Below are 20,893 nucleotides of genomic sequence, written 5' to 3' on the forward strand. Positions count from 1 at the left end.
GCACAGCTAAGCGCAACCCAAGTGAATGGAGAATGCCCTGCCCCACCGCTTTCCGCCGGTGCGGCAGGGCATTCCCGTATGGTGAAGAACATGGACACAAATGAACCCGTCCCAACCAGCGAACCTGTAGTGCAAGACGAGCTACGCGCCCGCTTGCGCGCAGTGTTCGATGAGCAAATCCCCAACTACGGTTCCTTCAACATCGCATACGCGTTTGGGCTGGCAGGTTCGGGTGGCCCGTGCCTCATAGGGTTCAGGAACCAGCCAATCGAACTCGTGGTTGCACCCATCGACGCCCACACTCTTCAAGCCAGCGAGTCCGCAGTCAGCATCAACCTCACCAACATCAGCGCGGTAGGGATCTACTCCGCAGATTCAGTGGAACTCGAAATGACCACCGGACGCACCTTCCGCGTCACCTGCCCGCCGTACCCGACCGTGCTGCTAGAAGCATCAAGCTCTGGAACCGAACGTACCCCAGCAGTGACCCTGGACCAGTACGGCGAATCAGTCGATTTCGCAGAGTTCATCAACTTCTTCGCCGACGCCATCGAGGCCGGCACCGCCCCCTAAATGGGCGCCGCGCCGGAGCACGGGAACATAGGAGGCGGCACGGCTTCATGAGCCCCAGCAATATGCTGTATCTCACAAAAGCGCTCAACCGTTGGCTCCGATTTGGCGTTTACGAAAACTGACTGTAATGTTGAACAGGTCGCCGCGAGCGATGCCCAGCGATTCAGTAAGAACCGCAAACACAACAAGCATCACAACGCGAGACGGGCGCCTTTAGCTCAATTGGTAGAGCACTTGACTCTTAATCAATAGGTTCCGGGTTCGAGTCCCGGAGGGCGCACCAATATGAAAGGCTGAAACTGTACAACAGTTTCAGCCTTTCGCGTATCAAGCGCGCTTCAAGGAGGATCCATGACCAACCGTCTTGAGCCAGGCCAACCGGCACCCGACTTCACACTCACTGCAGCTGACGGAAGCACCGTGAGCCTTGGTGAGCTCACCAACGGAACCAAAGCCATCGTCTACTTCTACCCGAAAGCGATGACCCCAGGGTGCACAACCCAGGCATGCGATTTCCGTGACTCGCTCGAATCTCTGGCTGCACACGGCTACAAGGTTGTCGGGATCTCCCCCGATCCGGTGGATAAGCTCGCTAAGTTCGTGGAACGCGATCAGCTGAGCTTCCCGCTACTCTCCGATGAAAACCACGCCGTCGCAGAAGCCTACGGCGCGTGGGGCATCAAAAAGAACTACGGCCGCGAATATGAGGGCCTCATCCGCTCGACCATCGTGATCGATGAAAACGGAACCGTAGAACTCGCGCAATACAACGTGCGAGCTAAAGGACACGTTGCTAAACTTCAACGAGATCTGAAACTGGTCTAATATAGATCAGCGGCACCGGCTCAGGTGCCGTCCGCGGGCGTGGCGGAATTGGTAGACGCGCTGGATTTAGGTTCCAGTGTCTTTGACGTGAGGGTTCAAGTCCCTCCGCCCGCACTTTCTGCTTTATGCGTTCATTCGCTTACACATAACATTCATGTAAGCCATCACCCTGGGATGGTGAACAGATGCCACATAGCGCACTCCCCCCACACAACAAAGGTCGCTCCTCGCGTGAGGACCACGCTTCTGCAGGCCCTAGCCGCCGCGCACTCCTAGGATGGGGGCTTTTCGCGCTCATGGCGGCAGGATGCGCCAACGGTGCCCCCTCACCGGGCAAAAGCAGCCGCACAGAACTCACTTTCCTCGCCGCAGCACCCCCTCGGGTCTGGGATCCGGCGTTTATCCACGATCCACTCGATCAGCGCATCATCCAACAAATCTGCCCGCCGCTAGTGAGCATCAACTCCGCCGACGGCAACCTCACCGGCATCCTAGCGCGCACGGCAAACCTCAACGAGGACGGCACTCGTCTGCGCATCACGCTCGCACACGGCCTGACCTTCTCCGATGGAACAGAACTCGATTCCGCTGCACTCAAAGCCAATTTTGAACGCTGGCAGAAGATCGCTTCCACAGCCGCCACGCCTTCGGCGATCGACACGATCCTCGCCGATTCGGCTTCGGCCCCGCTCATCAAGAGCTATAAAACTCCGGGCAAACACGTACTCGATGTGCACTTCGCCCGCCCATGCTTCGCATTCCCAGACGCGCTAACACACCCCGGACTCGGGGTCCTCTCCCCGGCAGCTTTCGGCAAGGACTCAACCGAACCTGTCGCCACACCTATTGGCGCCGGCGCATACACCCTTGAAGCGAAAGCGACCAAGACCGCACCTCACCGCGAAGAAGCTAACACCACACGCCTGAAGCTACGCGCAGAGTTCCGTAGCGAGCGTGAATCCGCCGCCGCATCGGCTAGTGCAACACACAGCGAGAGCGCGAGCCAAGGCTCCCCAGACTATGGCCGGGACTCCAACCACGACGGCGGGGTGCCGTTGCGTCCAGCACCTGCCGAAGGCAAAGCCCCAGCCACTATCGCGTTCATCCACTCAAGCCTTTCAGCGACACCGGCCCAGTGGCTGGCAAGCAAACACGACAATCCGATGCATGCCGACGTCGTCGACGCGGTGGCAGCGAAAGAACAAAAAGAGATCGCCCAAGCCGGCTTGCGGGTTATGCACCGCGACCCGTTCTCCGTGGTCTACCTCGGCTTCAACCACAACGACGAGAACCTCAAACAACGCGCGATGCGCCAAGCGATCGTGCAAAACATCGACGAACGGCAACTGCTCAAAGACCAGTTCCCAGAATCAACCCTGAGCGCCAACGGATACACGCCAGCTTCCCTAGGGGTACAGCCTGAACGCCCCGCGATCCGGGATGAAAAAGCAACCACCGATCTACTCAAGACAGCCAAATACGGCGGAGAAAGCATCCCGATCGCCTACCCGACCGGCGTACGCCTCCCCTACTTCCCGCTACCCGAATTGACCGCGCAAGGCATTCAGAAACAACTCGCGGAAGTGCACATCACAACCCAGTTGAAGCCCATGCACTGGGACACCGAATTCCTGCCAGCCCTTCTCGAGGGAAAACACACTGGGCTCTTCCTCTTCGGGCTACACGGGCTCTACCGCTCCCCGCATGACATGCTCGCTCGCCTCTTCAGCGGACCCCGGCCCCTGTGCAACGCACGCCTGACCGACATCCCGCACCGTCTCGATGCGGCCCTTGCCATCGCTTCAGCGAGCCAACGCCGCGAGACCTACCGAAACATCGAAACCGACCTCATAGCCGACCTTCCGCTCCACCCGCTACTTTTGCCGGCATCGGCCCTCGGCCTCTCCAGCGACGTCACGAACTACCCGCTGAACCCATACCTTGAAGAGCCACTCGAACTCGTGACGATGAAGTAAGCACTATCCGTGAACAACAGCCCTTTACTGAGCTAGGGCTAGGCGGGCGCTGAGAAGTTACCGCAGAACGTGGCGCTAGTAACTTTGGGCCCTTAAAAGGCCGCCATACGTTTCACCTATACAGAGCCCGGCGGTACTGTGAGACGTAGACTTATTAAGGTTTACCTACAAACATGTCAGATGGAGTTGCATCCGTGTCTTCGACCAACCAGAAGATCTCCCTCGACGTCGCACTGATCGGCGGCGGCATCATGAGCGCAACGCTCGGAACCTTCCTCAACCATGTGGAGCCGGGGTGGAGCATCGGCGTGTTCGAAAGCCTTGACCGCGCTGGCGCCGAATCCTCCGACCCATGGAACAACGCCGGTACGGGCCACTCCGCACTGTGCGAACTCAACTACTCTCCAGCGGCTGCCGACGGCTCCGTCGACCCGACCAAGGCGCTCGGCATCGCCGAACAGTTCCAGCAGTCCCGCCAGTTCTACGCGTGGCTCGTCGAGCAGGGCATCGTCAAGGACCCATCGAGCTTCATCAACGCGTTGCCGCACGCTTCTTTCGTGATCGGTGAAGACCACAAGCGCTACCTGCAGACCCGCTACGAGACCCTCAAACAGAACGTTCTGTTCCAGGACTTCCAGCACACCACCGACATCGACCAGATCGCCGAGTGGACCCCGCTGGTAGCTGAAGGCCGCACCAACAACAACGTCGCGATGACCCGCTCCGCATCCGGCACCGACGTCAACTTCGGTTCCCTAACCCGCCAGCTACTCGACGCGATGGACGCTAAGAACTCCACCGACGTCTTCTACAACCACAAGGTCACCAACCTCAAGCGCGCAGGCAACGGCTGGGTTGTGACCGTGAAGGACAAGGCTTCCAAGCAGACCCTCGAAGTCAACGCCAAGTTCGTCTTTGTGGGTGCCGGTGGTGGCGCTCTCCCACTGTTGCAGAAGTCCGGTATCGATGAGATCAAGGGCTACGGCGGCTTCCCAGTTTCAGGTGAATTCCTGCGTTGCACCAACGAATCGGTCATCGCCCGCCACGAAGCCAAGGTCTACGGCCAGGCGTCCGTGGGTGCCCCTCCGATGTCCGTTCCACACCTGGACACCCGTTACGTGGACGGCAAGAAGTCCCTCATGTTCGGTCCTTACGGCGGTTTCTCGCCTAAATTCCTCAAGTCCGGTTCTTTCTTCGACCTTCCGTTCTCGGTTCGTGTACACAACCTCGGCACGATGCTCGGTGTCGCGAAGTCCAACTTCGACCTCGTGACCTACCTCGTATCCGAGCTCGCTAAGACCCGCAACCAGCAGATGGAAGCGATGCGCGCCTACTACCCCGCCGCTCAGAAGGGCGACTGGGAGATGATCACCGCGGGCCAGCGCGTCCAGACCATGAAGAAGGGCCCTAACGGCAAGGCGGTCCTCGCATTCGGTACCGAGGTTGTCTCCTCGGCTGACGGCAGCATCGCTGGCCTACTCGGCGCTTCCCCTGGCGCATCCACTGCAGCACCGATCATGGTCAACCTGCTCAAGACCTGCTTCGCTGATAAGTGGGCTGGCTGGGAAGACCAGGTCAAGGAGCTCATTCCATCGCTGGGTCAGAAACTCAACAACAACGCTTCCCTCTACAGCGAGGTCAAGGACCGCACCGATAAGGTCCTGGGGCTGAACTAGGTCTGTCCACTACTCGCTCCAACAACGCATAGGATGGGGGCGTGTCCGTAACGTTTCGTTGCGGGCACGCCCCCATCTCCCTTTTCCGGCCTTACATCAAGGATCCTCATGCACCACCTGGCGAAAGTCTCGCTGCGAAACCGGGCTCTGATCATCTTGATCACACTGTTCGTGAGCACGTTCGGCGTTGTTTCGATGAACCAGTTGAAACAACAGCTCATGCCATCGGTTGAGTTCCCGATGATCTCCGTGGCAGCGCAGCACCCGGGAGCTTCCCCGCAAGTCATGGACGAACAGGTGGCGCAACCGCTGGAACGCTCACTGCAGGCGGTCGAGGGGCTTGAATCCACCAAATCGACATCCCGGACAGGGCTGACGACCATCCAGCTTTCCCTGGATTACGGGACCAACATGGACCGTGCACGAAACCAGGTTGAACGAGCCATCTCGAACGCCAGCGACATGTTGCCCGAGGGCGTCTCGCCCACCTCTTTCGCAGGGTCTTTCAGCGACTTCCCGGTCGTGTATTACGCCGTCTCCGGTGACGGCTCGCTCTCCGCTGTCGCAGACCGTGTGAGCGCCAACGTCATCCCTGAGATTGAACGTCTCGACGGGGTCCGCCAGGCCCAACTCACGGGCGCTGATTCCCAGTACGTCAAGGTCACCCCTGACAAAAAGAAGATGAAAGATGCGGGCCTGAGCGAGCAAGACCTGCAGAAAGCGATCAGCGAAGTCGGTAGCTCAGTCCCTCTGGGGTCGATTGAAAAAGGTACGTTGAGTCTGCCGGCCGAGACCAACGGTGCCCCAGCGGACCTCGATGCGTGGCGGAAACTCCCCATAGCCGCCGCGGCGCCGCGGGGCTCAGCCCCGCAGGCACCGCAAGACCGCAACCCCAAGGTCTCGTTGCTGGGTGATGTTGCCACAGTCGAGCTTGCGGATGAGGCCAGCTCCTCGATCACCCGCACCAACGGGGAGCTCTCGCTTGCGCTCTCCATCACCAAGACACCCGAGGCTGACACCGTCAGGATCGTCGAGAAGATCAAGGAAACCCTGCCGGGCCTGCTCAAGGACGCCGACGCCGAAGGCGTGGTGATCTTCGATCAAGCCGAACCGATCACCGATGCGGTTTCTGACCTGACAAAGGAAGGCCTGCTTGGCCTCGTCTTCGCGATCCTCGTGATCTTGATCTTCTTGCTTTCTTTCCGGGCAACGCTTGTCACCGCGATCTCGATCCCGCTGTCCTTGCTTGCCACGTTCATCGGCCTGTTCGGTTTCGGTTATTCACTGAACATGCTGACCTTGGGTGCGCTCACCATCTCGATCGGCCGAGTGGTCGATGACGCGATCGTTGTGATCGAAAATATTCGTCGCCACCTCGCCAATGACGCACTCGATGCGCGGACCGAACGCGACGGAACTGTCGTCTCCCGCCGTGAGAGCATCATCCACGCTGTCCGCGAAGTGGCCGGAGCCATCACCGCATCGACGTTGACGACCGTTGCGGTGTTCGCGCCGATCGCTTTCGTATCCGGACTTGCCGGTGAACTGTTCCGTCCGTTCGCCCTCACAGTGAGCATCGCGCTGCTTGCATCCCTGGTGGTCTCGCTCACGATCGTTCCGGTGCTCGCCTACTGGTTCATCTCCGGCGAAAAGACCTCTCGGAACCGCAAGAGCCGCAATACTGATGCCGCCGAGCGTTTACCGGCCCTGCAGCGGGCGTACCGTCCCGTCCTTCGTTCCACGCAGAAGCATCCCGTCATCACGCTCGTGGCATCCGTGGTGTTGCTCGCCGGGTCTATCGCGTTGACTCCGTTCATCAAAACGAACATGTTCGGTGACATGGGTGAGACCTCTTTCGACGCCGAGCTCGCCCTGCCTGCAGGTTCCTCGCTGGATACCACCGAAAAGCAAGCCCGTATGGTCTCCGAGAAGATTGAGGGGGTCGATGGTGTCCGCGACGTCCAGTACACGGTCGGCTCGGGCACCGACCAGCTTTCCGTGATGATGGGCGGGCAAGGCTCGGACACGGCCCAGTTCATTGTGGTGGTCGAAGACTCATCCAAAGTCAATGAAGCGCGCTCCGAGGTCGAAAAGCAGATCGGAGAGCTCGAAGGCCTCGATAAGGACGCCGAGTTCGAGGTCTCCGCCCCAGGAACCGGTGGTGGTTTCAACCAGGACATCACGATCGAGGTGCAAGGCAACACACCTGAAACTCTCGCGGAAGCGACCAAGAAGGTCACGGACACGATGCGGGACATCCCTGAGGTGACCGCGATCAAGAATGACCTCACCACAACCCAGCCGACCGTACGCGTTGACGTGGACCGGAAGAAGGCAGCTGAAAAGGGGTTGAGCGCGCAGCAAGTGGGCGCGTTGCTCAACGGCACCATCGAACCCCTGGAAGCTGGCCGCACCACCCTCGGCTTCCAGACCTACACGATCAAGATCGGTGAAGGTAAGACGATCGCTTCACTCGAGGACCTTGAGAAGCTGAAGATCCCTACCGCAACCGGTGAGGTCACTGTCTCCGACATCGCTAAGGTTTCTCAGCAGGAGAAAGAAACCGTTGTGGTTTCGCGCAACACCGACCGCATTGCGCAAGTCACGATCTCTCCTACGGCCGCCGGCCTCGGCGCTGTATCGGCTGAAGTGAGCCAACGGCTGGACCAAATCGAGTTGCCTGACAGCGCCCACGCAAGCATCGGAGGGGCGGCAACCCAGCAGGAAGATGCGTTCATGCAGTTGGGGATCGCGGTCCTGCTTGCTATCGCGATCGTCTACATCATCATGGTCGCGACCTTCCGCTCACTCATCCAGCCGTTCATTCTGTTGGTTTCGATTCCGTTCGCGTTCATCGGCTCGTTGCTTGCGTTGTTGATCACGCAGATCCCGTTGGGCCTGCCGTCCTTGATCGGCATGTTGATGCTGGTTGGCATTGTTGTCACCAACGCGATCGTCCTGATCGACCTCATCAACCAGTACCGCGACCCCGCCGCGCACCGCGCTGAAGGTGAACGCGACGCGATGCCGCTGAACCAGGCGATCGAGCTGGGTGCGTTGCGCAGGTTGCGTCCGATCTTGATGACGGCGATGGCGACGATCGGCGCGATGGTCCCAACCGCTTTCGGTATGACGGGCGGTAGCGGTGGATTCATCTCGCAGCCTCTCGCGGTCGTGGTGATCGGTGGCCTCATCTCATCGACGCTATTGACCTTGATCCTTGTTCCGGTCCTCTACCGGCTCGTTGAAGGCCGCCGCGAACGCAAACGACTCAAACGCGAAAGCAAAATCAAGGACCAGAATGAAGAACTACTTCAACCCTGACACCGCGCGAAGGCTCGGTGCGCAGCTTGGTATCGATGCTGAAGAATACGCCGAGTGGGTCGCTCCACGCATCGAGGGTTTAGAAATCCTGGACCGCGTAACCGTGTTCGCTCAGGGTCTTCGTGAGCGGCTCGCGCGGGACTATACAGACGCGGTCAACGGGCTTCTCAATAAACTGGGGCCCGAACTCGCGGAGGGGGAAGGCTACTTCAACCACGCATTCCACTTGTGGCCGGTGAGCCGATTCATCGAACTGTACGGAGTGGATGAACCGGAGGTTTCCTTAGACGCGATCGAGGCGCTCACGAGGGCGTTTACCGGCGAGTGGGCAGTGCGTCCCTACCTGGAGCGCTACCCGGAGCTAACGATGGCACGCGTGCATCAATGGGCGGATTCAGATAGCCATAATGTGCGCCGGCTCGCCTCCGAGGGCATCCGCCCGCGCCTTCCGTGGGCGAAGGTGCATAGACCGTTTGTTGCGGACCCCTCCCCGATCCTTCCGGTCTTGGACCGGCTACACGAGGATCCGTCGCTGTTTGTTCGCAAATCCGTCGCTAACAACCTCAACGATATCGGCCGCACGCACCCTGAGTTAGCTCTCGCCACGGCCCAACGCTGGGCAACCAGTGGCGGGCCGCACGCAAAGCGGGTCGTGGAGCAAGGGTTGCGCGGGCTGATCAAGTGCGGCCACCCTGAGGCCTTGGAGCTTGTCGGATTCGCGCCCACTACCGCGATCACCGCAACCCGTCCCGAATTCCCCGACACCGTTGCCGTTGGGGATAAAGCGACCCTTTCAGCGACACTCACCAACACAGGCGGTACCCCCGCCAACGTGCTTGCAGAGTATCGCGTGCACTTCTTGAAAAAGAACCGCACCAGGAAGCCGAGCGTGTTCCGCCTCGGCAAATACACGCTGGCGCCAGGTGAAACCCGTGTGGTAACCAAAACGCACCCGTTTCGGGTCACCAGCACACGCACCTACTACCCGGGCACCCAGGCTTTAAGCCTGGTGATCAACGGGCATGAAGGCGAGCTAGTGGATTTCGAACTCATCCAGGCGTAGCTGTGGCGCCCTGGCGGTTGAACCGCCGGGGCGCCACAGTTAGTCAGTATTCAGTTATTTCGGATCCAACTATTGAGTAGTCAGCTATTCAGCGATTTAGTCGCGGAAGCTACGCAACGTGGTGCGGCGGTTCTCTTCGCGCATCTGGTCTGCGCTATCGACGTTGAGGTCGCGGTCCGGGCGGTCCTTGACCATCGTCACAGCAACGAAGGAGATAACCGAGACAATAATCATGTAGACACCGATCATGTTCGGTTCACCGGTGCGGTTGAGGATCATCTGCGAAATCATCGGAGCGAACGCACCACCCAGCACGGTACCGAGCGCGTAACCGATCGAGACGCCCGAGTAGCGAACCGAAGACGGGAACATCTCCGCGTACAGTGCCGCCTGCGGACCGTAGGACAGCCCCAAGCCGACAGTCATGAGCAACACTGCGAGCACGTACATCCACAGATCGTCAACGGTCTTGACTTCCTTGATGATCATCCACATCGGGATAGCCCATACCGCCAAGAGTGCATAGCCGAGCTGGAAGGTGCGTACACGGCCGATCTTGTCGCCAAGCCAGCCCCCGACGAAGGTGAAGGTCAGCCAGCCGAAGGAGCCGACCATCGTCGCGCCAAGGACCGGACCGAGTGGTAGCGGGTTCTCTTCACGCTTGGCGAGGAAGCCGATGAAGAACGCGATAAGCAGGTAGCCGATCGCGTTGTTAGCGATGAAGATGAATGCCGAGAGGAAGACCTCGCGCTTGTTCTGCTTCATGAGCTTGCCCAGCGGAGCAGAGGACTCGGCGCGGCGCTCCTGCAGTTCCTCGAAAACAGGAGACTCAGAGACAGACCGGCGGATCATGTAGCCCACCACAACCAGCAGGATCGAGATCAGGAACGTGATGCGCCAGCCCCACTCAAGGAAGGCCTGCATGCCGAGGATCTGCTGGAGAGCGAAGATCACACCGGTTGCCAGAATCATGCCGATCGGGACACCGATCTGCGGGTAGGCGCCAAAGAGCGACCGGCGGCCCTTAGGCGCGTGCTCAACAGCCATGAGCGCCGCTCCACCCCATTCACCACCGGCGGAGAAGCCCTGGAGAATGCGCAGGAGCATCAGCAGGATCGGAGCAGCAACACCGATAGTCGCATAGGTTGGGACCAAGCCGATCGCAGCGGTGGCGAAGCCCATCATCATGAGGGTCAAGACGAGCATCTTCTTACGCCCGAGCTTGTCGCCGAGGTGTCCGGCAACCACGGCCCCGAGTGGACGGAAGAGGAAGGAAATACCGATCGTGGCAAGCGAGATGACCTGCGTCAAACCTGGGGCATCTTTAGCTAGCGGATCAAAATAGAGGTTCGCGAAGACAAGCGATGCTGCCTGCGCGTAGATGAAGAAGTCGTACCACTCGATCGAGGTTCCGACGAGGGTTCCGGCAAGGACGCGACGTTCTTCCTTGCGCTTGGTCGCGGCATCCAAATGTGCCGTGGGTGCAGATGTTGTGGTCATGATGTCCTTCTTTGGCCACAGCAGACCCTTGTGATGAAGGTAGGGCCTGACTTTTACTATTGCCAACCGAACGATCATTCGGTTGTGACGGTCACCACATCATACACAGATCTAATGCGACACGCGTCACATCACCACGATAGAGAGTGAAACTTTTGCGTCATGCACAAGACATGTTGTAGGCCACGAAAAGCGTTGTCGCTTTCAGCCGCCGCAGTTTAGGCTGGCAACTTGATGACTTGGCCCGCGAAGGTGAACCCGCCGCCGAACCCGAAAAGCAACGTCCGCCCACCGCGCGGAAGCTCGCCGGCGTGCCACGCTTTAGAAAGACCAAGCGGCACGGACGCAGCGGAAGTGTTTCCGGAATTCACAACGTCCTTGATCACAATCTGATCTTTCGCCCCAAGCCCCTTAGCGAGAGGCTCGATGATACGCAGGTTGGCCTGATGGAAAGCCAGCACGTCGATATCATCGATCGTGAGACCAGCCTTCTCGAGCACCTTCTGCGCTTCCTTGACCGCCCCGGTCAGAGCCCAACGCATCACGTTACGGCCGTTCTGGCTGAAGTATTCCGGCTCGCCAGCGATCACAACCGCATCCCCTAGCTCGGGGATCGATCCCCACGCGACCGGGCTGATCTCAGGCTCCTCAGTGCGTTCCAGCACGAAAGCTCCCGCACCATCGGCGGTCAGCACGCACGTTGTGCGGTCGGTGTAGTCCGTGAAGTTAGTCAGCGCTTCAGAACCGATCACGAGCGCCCGCTCAGAAACGCCCGAAGAGACGAACTGATCCGCTACCGCAACCGCATATTCGAAGCCCGAGCACGCGGTGTTGATATCGAGAACACCTGGGCGCTCCAATCCGAGAGCCTCCGCTACACGGGATGCGACGTTCGGAGTGCGGTTCTGGGAGGTTGTGGATGCAACCACGATGAGATCGACAGTCGCGACGTCGGCGTCCTTGAGTGCCATACGTGCCGCCTCGACGGCCATGCTCACCACCGTGTCGTTCTCACCGACCATGCGGCGCTCTTTGATACCGGTGCGGGCCTGGATCCATTCGTCGTTGGTGTCGACGAGTTTTTCGAGATCATGGTTGGACAAAATTTTCTCTGGCTGAAAATGTCCGAGACCAATCACACGGGATCCCAGATAGGTGCGGTTCATCATAGGAGTCACTGTACCAAGTCTCTAACGCTGTTTTTGCTTGTTCAGGACTGTATACGAAAACGCGCATATGAAGACGAGAACCGATGCGCCCAGCGTTGCCACGAGGGCGAGGTGGTGTCCGCCGGCGTCCGTGAGGCGGCCTGCAATCGAGTTTCCTGCCGATGTTCCCAACGTGATCGCTGCCGAGAGCAGAGTCATCACGAATCCCATCCGGTGCGACGGGGTGATGCTGGAGGCGAGCGTGAAGTTCGTGACCAGGATAGGCCCGATAGGAACACCGAGTAAAAGGATCGCAAGGCTCATCGAAAGCGGAGTTTCCGGTAGCCACAGCACGATCACGAGAGGCACGAGAGTGACAGCCCCTGTCAAGAGCCTGGCTGGGTGAGAGAACGTGACAGGCCAGCGCGCTACAGAAAGGGCAGCCAGGCCCGATGTGATGCCCATGACCGCATAGATCAGCCCGCCGGTTCCCGGGTTGCCGGTGTAGTCGGCGAAGTAGGTGAGGATCGTGGCCAGCGAGCCGAAGACGGTCCCGACCCCGAGCATCCCGATCACGGTGATAGCGATGAGCGTAGCGTTGCCTCTCCGCGGTGGCTTCTGGGTGGCCGGCGTAGTTTCCGTAACGGTTGTGCGCGGCTTCTTGAAGCGTGAATAGGCCTCGGTGTGATGGAACGCGAAGGCCGGGATGATCACGATGCACAACGCCATCGCAACATAGATCGGCACCGCTGGGCCGAAGGTTGCCGCGAGGATTCCGACCGATGCGGGGCCGAGTACGAAAGAGAGCTCATCCATCGTGGACTCGTAGCTTTGCGCTGCCTCCAGTGTGCGTAGCTGGTGAAGGTCAGCCCCGTACCTGTTGATCCAACGCACTCGCGTCATGGGCCCGGATGGCGGGATGCTCGCCCCCGCAATCAACGCGATGATCATCAGCTGCGGGGTGAGCGTGACCGGCCCGTCGCTACCGGAGCCGAAGTACAGAACCCCGATGAGGGCGAGAACATGGATAAGACACAGGCCGAGCAGCGTTGGTTTTTGCCCCAGTTTGTCTGAGAGGGCCCCGGAGATGGGCGTGCCGATCGCTGCCCCTACCCCGCCGATCGCGGTCACGAGCCCTGGGGTTGTGAAGTCTTCAGCCGAGGCGACGATGTAGGTCAGGCACGCCATGCCGAGCATCGACATCGGCAAGCGAGCTAACAGCGAGATCGGAAAATAGAGCGCCCCGGCGTCTTGAGCGAGGCGGCGGAAACTCGTAGCTGATTGGGGCGCTTCTTCAGTTGGGCCTTGTACTGGTGTCATATGCCTCTCATGCTAGCCCTTGCCTACACGCGTCCGGCCGTCTTTCAAGTTTGCGGCTGGTCTGCTGTGATGACTTTCACTTGTGAACCCTTCCGGGTCTTATGGACATAGATCTGGTCAGGGATCTGGCTGCGTAACTCTTCGACGTGGGAGACGATGCCGATCATCCGTCCGTCTTGCCGGAGCCGTTCGATGCCGGTCATCGCTTTATCGAGTGTTTCTTTATCGAGTGTCCCGAACCCTTCATCGACGAAAAGCGTCTCGATGGTGATGCCGCCGGTTTCTTCCTGCACGATGTCAGCAAGGCCCAGCGCTAACGCGAGGGATACCAGGAAGGTTTCACCCCCGGAGAGGGTCGCAGTGGGGCGGACCACGCTGTTCCAGGAGTCTTCGACCACGAGGTCGAGGCCCGCTTTCCTGTTACGGCTCTTCGTGTCATCATGCAGGATCCTGTAGCGGCCATCGGAGAGGACGTTGAGCCGCTGGGTCGCCGCCTCAGCTACCGCTTCAAGCCGGGCCGCTAGAACATAGGCGCGAATGCTCATGGACTTGAGGTTCTCACCGCCGGTCCCGTTGAGGGCCGCCGCTATAGCTTTGGCTCGTTGCGCTTGCGCCCCGAGCTCGCCGCGCCGGGAATCTGCATCGCGCAGTTCTGCGCAAGCCTGATCGATCGATTCGCTGACGTGCCGGGCTTCAATGTGGGCGGCGAGCGCTTCATCTTTACGTTCCGCCGCTTGCTGGACTCGCCCGCGCTGTTCGGTCAGCTGTTCTTCCGTTGGGGTGCTCTCGCGGTCTTCGATGCGTTGGATTGCGCGCTGAACGGATTCGAGCGAGCCAAGCGCTTCTGACCGTGCTTCAAGATCGGCACGGGCTTTGATGTCCTTCTTCAGCTGCTCTGCTTCCTCATCTTCGAGGAGGTTTCTCTCTGCTTCTGTGCGGGTGAGTTTGTGATGGGTGAGGTACGTTTCAGCCTTTGCGCGTGCTTCATTCATCTGCTCTTGTGCATCTGTTGTACGGGCATGTAGGTCGATGCAGCGCCGCATGGTGTCAGTGAAACGTGTGAGTGCCGCACTCAGGGCCTCGATGCTCTCCCACTCCCCTTGCTGTGCGAGCTGTTTGTGGCGACGCCGCTCATCCTCTTGGCTTGCTTCTTCGAGGGTTTGCCGGCTCGCGGCGGCTTCGGTTTGTGCGTGTTTGAGTCGGCTGCGAGCTTCGTCAACGGCTTTTTCAGCTGAAGTGACGGCGGTCTCTGCCCGCTCGAATGCGTCTTCTTGCTCACGCACCGATTCCAGCTTGTTCGCCAGCTCCGCGATGGATTCTTGGGCTTGCTTCAGGCTCAAGCCGCCGGCTTGGGTTCGGGCCGCACTGAGCGCCTCGTAGCTGCCACGCGCGTGGTCTTGTGCCGCGCTGTTCTCACGCTCGGCACGCTTTCTGGCCTGCTGGGCTTCTTCGATGTCGTGTTCGGTGACCGTTGGGATGGCTGTGGTTGGATCCGAGCCGGTGGTCTCCGTTTCATTGGTCGCGGCCTGTGTATGGGTGGCTGGGGAGGGATGCTCGGTCGCGCCGCACACGCTACACGGCTCACCTGGTGTGAGATCTTGGGCAAGGCTCGCCACGAGGTACGCCTCACGCTGGGAGTAGAGGTCATGTTCGTATGCCCGGGCAGCGTCGAGTGAGGTTTGGGTTTCTTCGCCGCGTTCACGCGCCGCCTTGTGGGCTGCCTCGGCGTCTTCGACAGCCCGGGCCGCTTGTGCTTGCTTGGTGAGCTTGTGGAGCCGTTCTTCCAGCTGGGACGCGCCTTGTTCCGGCTTCTGGCACGCTTGAACTTGTTCGAGTGCCCGCTCATAGCTGGTGTGTGCTTGTGTGAGGGTCTCGTTTGCCTGCTCAACGTGGGCTTGACGCTTTTCGCTCTCGGCCTGGGCGCGGTGAAGTGTAGCCGCAGATGCTTTGCATGCTTCCTGGCTTGTGATGAGTTCCCGCTGCCGTGTGCGCGCTTGAGCAATGGCTTCTTCCCACGCGGTGAACTCGTGCACAGGTTGTGAGAGCGCGAGACTCGCGGCATGAGTTTCAGATGCATCATTGCCTCGGGTCAGTTCCCGGTATGGGTAGGCCTGTTCGGGATGATCCACCGGAAGCGTACGAGGTAGTTCCAAGCGAGCTTGCTCGAATGCATCGCTGAGTTTCGCAACCGTGCTGGCCGCGTTCGCTTCTGCCTCCATGAAGCGCTGAGCTTCACGTGCGCGCTCATGGAGTACTAAGGCCTGCCGTTTCTTCTCGGCTTCTGCCTCTCCGGCCTCTAGTTCGGCGCGGGCCTGCCGGTAGTTTTCATATTCACGGGCGTCCCGCGCCACGGATTCCAGGCGGGCGAGCTTATCTTTCGCATCCCCGTAGTGCTGTGTTGCCGTTTGGTGAGCCTCGCTGCGCCGCTGGATGAGCTGCGATGCCGCCTCGGTCAGGCCTTCAGCCCACCCGAGATCATCGCTTGCGCCTTCCAGATCCGCTGGTTCAAGACAAAAGCGCACGGCGAGCTCTTCAAGGTCTTCGATGCAGCGTTCATAGGCTTCTTGAGTGTCCCGGGTTTGGGCTTCGAGATGTTTGGAATGTTCGTTCGCGGTTTTCTGCAGGTTCTCGTAGAGGGACACATCGAACAGGGTTGAGAGCAGTGCGTCGCGTTCATTCGTGCTGCTTTTGAGGAACTGGGCGAACTCCCCTTGTGGTAGCAGTGCCACGCGAGTGAATTGGTCGAGGGTGAGGCCTAGGAGGCCTTGTGCGCCGTCAAGGAAGACGTTGACGTCAGCGGGTTTGGCGCCGCGGCTGACCCAGTGGCCATCCACCAGCTCTTCGACGTAGGCTTTCGCGTTCTCTGCGGTGGTTCCAGTGCCGCGTTTCTTCGGTCGGTTCCATGCCGGGGAACGTTTGACTCGATAGCGTTGCGCATCAATTGAGAATTCGAGTTCTACGGAAGCGGCGAGGGATGCGGGAGCGTAGCTGCTTCTGACGGGCGGGTTGGTTCCCAGTTCGCTTCTGGCGCCGGGAAGCTTCCCGTAGAGGGCGAAGCACACGGCGTCGAGAATGGTGGTTTTCCCGGCCCCGGTGTCCCCTTGCAGCAAGAACAGGCCGGTTCCGGAGAGCGCATCGAAGTCGATGGTTTCGGTTCCGGCGTACGGGCCGAAGGCAGTCATCGTGAGGGTGTGGAGTTTCATGCCCGGCCCTTCTGCGCGTCCGCCCCGCTGTGGGACTGTTCTACCTGTCTCTGCCCATCTACCTGTCTCCGCCCATCTACCTGCCTCTGCCCAACGCCTAATTGTTGGGCACCTGCTTGTTCAACACGTGCCTGCTCGATGAGTTCTTCGATGAGTTTCGTCTCTTCTTCATTCGGGCTGCGCTCGCGCACGAATTCCAGGAACCCTTCGGCGATCTGTTGCGGATTCTCCGCCTTTTTCATCCGTGCCCGGTAGGTTTCAGCGCCGTGGGAGGTTGCACGGTTTTCGTGTTGGAGCACCAAGGTCTTAGGAAAACGTTCCCGCAGCCGTTCCATGGGGCGCTCTGGGCGCTGGGCATCTGTCAGCGTGATCTGACAATACGCTTGCTCGGCCCAGGCGTGTTCTTCTTTGGTGAGAAGCTCCTCGATAGGTCCTCTAAGGATCGCGAGCGGCACCGCTGGCGGCCACGCAACCCAGGATGCGCTCACATCCTCACCCGGGTTGATCTCCACGATCCACCCGCCTTTTTCTTGATGCGCTTCAGAGAAGGAATAGGGCAGCGGCGAGCCACTATATTTCACGTTCGGTAGGGGGCTTTGCGGACCGTGCAGATGCCCCAAGGCCGTGTAGTCACTCCAAGCGAAAAGCCCGGCTGAAACCTGATCCAGTTGCCCCACAGACAATACTGCTTCCGAATCGGTGGGCATGCTGCCGGCCGCGAAGAGGTGCGCCATGATGACCGTCCTGACCGGAACTTCCCCGGCTTGGCTTTCGCGTTGCTGGGCAACCTCGCGGATTCTCGCTACCGCGGCGGCAACCACATCGTGATGAGTGAGTTTCTCAACCCCCAATTGCACTGCGACAACCCGCGGTTCAAGGTACGGAAGCCCATACACATCAACGTGCTGAACCACCTCGCCGCCCGCACCATGAACCCCGTTCTCGGCGTCGCTGCTAACCGTTACCCTTCCGCCGTTGCCACTGCGTTGCGTGAAGCGGATAGGGACGATGCTGTCCTCCAGGCTCGTGCGGAAGTGCACGCCAGCAGCGGACATGAAGCTGCTACCGAAAGACATCCTGCGCGCCGAGTCATGATTCCCGCTCGTCACCACCACGCTGATACCCAGGCGCACGAGTTCTTCAAGTGTGTCTTCAAACATCGTGACCGCTCGTTCAGGCGGGACCGTGCGGTCATACACATCACCGGCGATCAAGACCGCATCGACCGCGTGCTCACGGGCGGCATCGACCACATCACCCAACGCCTTACGTTGAGCCGCTTCGAGGGACTCACCGTGGAAATTACGGCCCAAATGCCAGTCCGATGTGTGCAGGAACTTCATGGCTTCACCCTACCCAGCACCCCTGAGATTTTGATGACGAACACCGCTAGGCTGGAGGCATGAGCAATTCTCCCGCAGACTCCGCACCAACACCACGCCCATCCGACCCTTCAGGATACGCCGAGCTCGTCTACGCTGTGCTCAGTGCCGCGGCAGAGGTTGAACGTACCCACACCACCGAGGTCCATCAGCTCGGGCCTGAATCGATGCTGATGCTCTCGATCGGAGACGGCCTCATGGAAGCCCTCGAATGGGCCCACGACGGGGTAACCTCCGATGAGCCAGCATGCATGTGGCTCGGTGCACTGCGTTGGATCCGCGCAGTTGACCGTGAACTTCCGGACGGAGCCCCGGTCCCTCCAGCGCGCCCGTTCACGGACCACATGCTCGCGCTCGGCGTCCAGGAAGGCGGGGACCCGCAGAACATCGTTGGGTTACGCTCCCCCGAGATGAGTCTTCCGCATCGCCCGTTTAACCGTCCCGCCGCAAGCGTTCCCGAGCTCGCTGCAACAGACGGTCCCGGCGTCCTGGCACGCGCCATTGCACTCGGAGTGGTCCCTTATCTGCCCACCGAGCAGACCCGTTCCTTCGCAACAGCCGCCGCAGCCCTCTCCCACGGATCCCCACAGGCCCACGCCGCGTGCGCGGATGCCGCGGAACTGATCGTCCGCGCCACCCACCAGATGCCCCAAGACGCCGGAGAAAACTCGTTCATCCAGGCACTCGAACGCGCCGCCGAAGTTGGCGAACACACCCAGCAACCAGACCCCAGCGCTCAACAGCCAGACCACCATGCCCAACGGGCAGACCACAACAACGACGGTGTTGCGCGCTCGAACCTCACCTTGGCTGCCGGTGTAGCCCTCAACGCATTAGGCACAGATGCAAGTGAGGCGCACGCTACCGACGTAGGGACCGCGCTCGCCGATGAAGGCTACCTCCAGGCCGGCATGTTCGCCGCCGCTCTCATCGCCGCCGTGACCGGCAAGTCAGGCACCCGCCACCACTACCCGCTCATCGAGGAATACTCGAAGAAGCTCGCAGAACTCATGTTCTGAGCCTGCACTGGCCTGGCTAGCGCCGCGTGTTCACTGGCCGGTATCAAACACCCAAAGGCCAGTGGCCGCCAACGGCTTGGAGGAACTCCGCCTCGGACATCACTGAAATGTCTTGCCCCATGTCGCGGCGCGCCAATGCATGGCGTGCCTTGCGCGTCATGCGGCCTGATGTGAGGTCTTCGGCAACGAAACCGTCGCCAACAACCAGAACACTCGTGGTGGTAGACACCCTGTCAGCTGTTTGAGCGCCCACCGCGGCGGCGCGCTCTTTCGCCTCGTTCCGGGGAATACCAAGCTCGCCAGTAAACACCACGCGTTGACCGAAGAGCGGATTCGCAGGGTCTGCGTCGTGATTCGGTTCAGGGTTAGGGCCTTCAACCGGCCACGGAGCATCCAGCTGTTGCGGAACAGCGTGCCCGGCAACCCGCCATCCGCGCGCGTCACGCAACGCTTTGCACTCAGGGTCCCCCGGCTTGAAGCTCGCCATCGTCGAGACCTGCAAGCCAGCCTGTTCCACAGCCTCGGTCATCGTGCTGGCACCGAGCCTGCGGGCCGCATCGACCCCGATGGCCGCGCACGCGCGCGCATCCGCCAACGCATCGTGATGTGAGGTCAAGTCGAAGCCCGCGGCATGTGCTGCAAAAGGCAAGGAATAAGACATCAAGTCATAGACCTTACGGGCCAACTGGACCGTGCAGGCATACACCAACTTCTGCGCACCAACACCACACGCCTGCAGACCGGCACGGATCACGCCGATATCGAAAGCCGCATTATGCGCCAGGACAAGGTCACCGCCGATGAACTCGGCAATCTCAGGATAGGCGTCTGCAAAACGCGGCGCCGTTTCAACCTGCTCGGGATGGATCCCGTGGATCGAGACGTTGCGGGGATCAAAATGATCAAAACCCGCAGGCGGCTGTAGCAACGACGCATAGGTATCGACCACTGCCCCATCACGGACCCTCACGAGCCCCACGGCGCACGCAGAACCACGAAAACCATTAGCGGTCTCAAAGTCAATTGCTACAAAATCCACAGCCACGTGAGCCTATTCTACCCCGATGCGGATCATATAAGCCCCGATGCGGCTCCTCACGGATAGCCACGTAGAATTCTTCTCATGCTGAGCAATCTATTCACTGGTTTGGTCTCGCCTGAGGCCGTGACCAACGTCGTTAATGTCGGTGCCGCGTTCCTACCTGACTGGTTGAACCCTGACGTTTTCTTGCGTGATTCAGGGTTAGGTCCGTGGGTCATCGCGCTGGTCGTCGGCATCATCTTCGCTGAGACCGGTTTATTGCTAGGTTTCTTCCTACCGGGTGACTCCATGCTGTTCACCGCGGGCATGCTGATGGCAACCGGGGCGATCGAAACCCCACTATGGGTTGCGATCCCCGCGATCATCATCGCCGCGATCGTGGGTAACCAACTCGGTTTCTATATCGGCGAGAAAACCGGCCCAGCCCTCTACAGCCGCGACGATTCCAAGGTCTTCAAACGCGAGCACGTGGTCAAGGCGCACGACTTCTTTGAACGCCACGGCGGCAAAGCCCTGATTCTGGCGCGTTTCATCCCGATTGTTCGCACCTTCGTTCCGGTGATCATCGGTGTTGCCGGCATGAACAAAGCCAAGTTCTTCCTCTACAACGTGATCGGCGCCGTCTTGTGGGGCGGCGGCGTGACCCTGCTAGGTGCGTGGCTGGGCCGTTTCGAATGGGTCGGCAAGAACATCGACATCATCTTCATCGCGATCGTTTTGCTCTCCATCACCCCGATCATCTTCGAGGCCGTGCGTCACCGCATCAACTCGAAAAAGAACAAGCCAGCCGCCCCACGGGAAGCGGTAGAAGAAACTCATCAAACGAAAAACTAAACAACCGA

General features: G+C 60.0%; 14 protein-coding genes and 2 tRNA genes. 10 read left to right on the plus strand and 6 right to left on the minus strand.

Translation table 11 applies throughout. The annotated features are described in order from the left end of the window. Positions 1–90: 90 nt before the first annotated feature. The 8 genes from HMPREF3160_RS02975 (at position 91) to HMPREF3160_RS09805 (ending at position 9,437) form a co-directional block, all read left to right on the plus strand. Positions 91–573, plus strand: a complete 483-nt coding sequence (locus tag HMPREF3160_RS02975; protein WP_070507188.1) for a hypothetical protein — start codon at positions 91–93, stop codon at positions 571–573. 207 nt (positions 574–780) lie between these two features. Then, a tRNA-Lys gene (locus tag HMPREF3160_RS02980) sits at positions 781–856 on the plus strand. 68 nt (positions 857–924) lie between these two features. After that, positions 925–1,398: a thioredoxin-dependent thiol peroxidase gene (gene bcp / locus HMPREF3160_RS02985; RefSeq protein WP_035754639.1), complete on the plus strand. Its 474-nt coding sequence runs from the start codon at positions 925–927 to the stop codon at positions 1,396–1,398. 33 nt (positions 1,399–1,431) lie between these two features. Then, a tRNA-Leu gene (locus HMPREF3160_RS02990) sits at positions 1,432–1,512 on the plus strand. Between the two features lie 71 nt (positions 1,513–1,583). Next, positions 1,584–3,374 carry an ABC transporter substrate-binding protein gene (locus HMPREF3160_RS02995; protein WP_083285359.1) on the plus strand — a complete coding sequence of 597 codons (1,791 nt, stop codon included), beginning with the start codon at positions 1,584–1,586 and terminating at the stop codon, positions 3,372–3,374. Between the two features lie 173 nt (positions 3,375–3,547). Further along, positions 3,548–5,050 (plus strand): malate:quinone oxidoreductase, encoded by a 1,503-nt coding sequence (locus HMPREF3160_RS03000; RefSeq protein ID WP_052048249.1) that lies wholly within the window; start codon positions 3,548–3,550, stop codon positions 5,048–5,050. 108 nt (positions 5,051–5,158) lie between these two features. Further along, a complete protein-coding gene (locus HMPREF3160_RS03005) occupies positions 5,159–8,374 on the plus strand; it encodes an efflux RND transporter permease subunit (RefSeq protein ID WP_070507022.1) in 3,216 nt (1,071 codons plus the stop codon). Next, positions 8,352–9,437 (plus strand): DNA alkylation repair protein, encoded by a 1,086-nt coding sequence (locus tag HMPREF3160_RS09805; protein ID WP_070507025.1) that lies wholly within the window; start codon positions 8,352–8,354, stop codon positions 9,435–9,437. The genes HMPREF3160_RS03005 and HMPREF3160_RS09805 overlap by 23 nt, the downstream gene beginning before the upstream one ends. Positions 9,438–9,533: 96 nt before the next feature. Here the strand turns inward: HMPREF3160_RS09805 and HMPREF3160_RS03015 are convergent, their stop codons facing one another. The 5 genes from HMPREF3160_RS03015 to HMPREF3160_RS03035 all read right to left on the minus strand — a co-directional run bounded on the left by HMPREF3160_RS03015 (position 9,534) and on the right by HMPREF3160_RS03035 (position 17,951). Then, positions 9,534–10,937, minus strand: coding sequence for an MFS transporter (locus HMPREF3160_RS03015; RefSeq protein ID WP_052048247.1), 1,404 nt, complete (start codon positions 10,935–10,937; stop codon positions 9,534–9,536). A 218-nt stretch (positions 10,938–11,155) separates the two neighbouring features. Continuing rightward, positions 11,156–12,106, minus strand: coding sequence for a beta-ketoacyl-ACP synthase III (locus tag HMPREF3160_RS03020; RefSeq protein WP_310246838.1), 951 nt, complete (start codon positions 12,104–12,106; stop codon positions 11,156–11,158). A 21-nt stretch (positions 12,107–12,127) separates the two neighbouring features. Then, positions 12,128–13,405 carry an MFS transporter gene (locus tag HMPREF3160_RS03025; RefSeq protein WP_070490396.1) on the minus strand — a complete coding sequence of 426 codons (1,278 nt, stop codon included), beginning with the start codon at positions 13,403–13,405 and terminating at the stop codon, positions 12,128–12,130. 44 nt (positions 13,406–13,449) lie between these two features. After that, positions 13,450–16,608, minus strand: a complete 3,159-nt coding sequence (locus HMPREF3160_RS03030) for an AAA family ATPase (RefSeq protein WP_070490398.1) — start codon at positions 16,606–16,608, stop codon at positions 13,450–13,452. Further along, positions 16,605–17,951: an exonuclease SbcCD subunit D gene (locus tag HMPREF3160_RS03035; RefSeq protein ID WP_070490400.1), complete on the minus strand. Its 1,347-nt coding sequence runs from the start codon at positions 17,949–17,951 to the stop codon at positions 16,605–16,607. The genes HMPREF3160_RS03030 and HMPREF3160_RS03035 overlap by 4 nt, the downstream gene beginning before the upstream one ends. Before the next feature lie 59 nt (positions 17,952–18,010). Here HMPREF3160_RS03035 and HMPREF3160_RS03040 point away from each other — a divergent pair, with 59 nt between their 5' ends. Further along, a complete protein-coding gene (locus tag HMPREF3160_RS03040) occupies positions 18,011–19,009 on the plus strand; it encodes a hypothetical protein (protein WP_035754626.1) in 999 nt (332 codons plus the stop codon). A gap of 43 nt (positions 19,010–19,052) precedes the next feature. On the opposite strand, the gene HMPREF3160_RS03045 is transcribed toward HMPREF3160_RS03040, so the two are convergent. Further along, a complete protein-coding gene (locus tag HMPREF3160_RS03045; RefSeq protein ID WP_035754624.1) occupies positions 19,053–20,054 on the minus strand; it encodes a 3'-5' exonuclease in 1,002 nt (333 codons plus the stop codon). Between the two features lie 78 nt (positions 20,055–20,132). Between HMPREF3160_RS03045 and HMPREF3160_RS03050 the strand changes: the two genes are divergently transcribed. Beyond that, positions 20,133–20,885 carry a VTT domain-containing protein gene (locus tag HMPREF3160_RS03050; protein ID WP_083285360.1) on the plus strand — a complete coding sequence of 251 codons (753 nt, stop codon included), beginning with the start codon at positions 20,133–20,135 and terminating at the stop codon, positions 20,883–20,885. Positions 20,886–20,893 lie beyond the last annotated feature (8 nt).

The organism is Arthrobacter sp. HMSC06H05, from assembly GCF_001807395.1.
Classification (GTDB): domain Bacteria; phylum Actinomycetota; class Actinomycetes; order Actinomycetales; family Micrococcaceae; genus Pseudoglutamicibacter; species Pseudoglutamicibacter albus.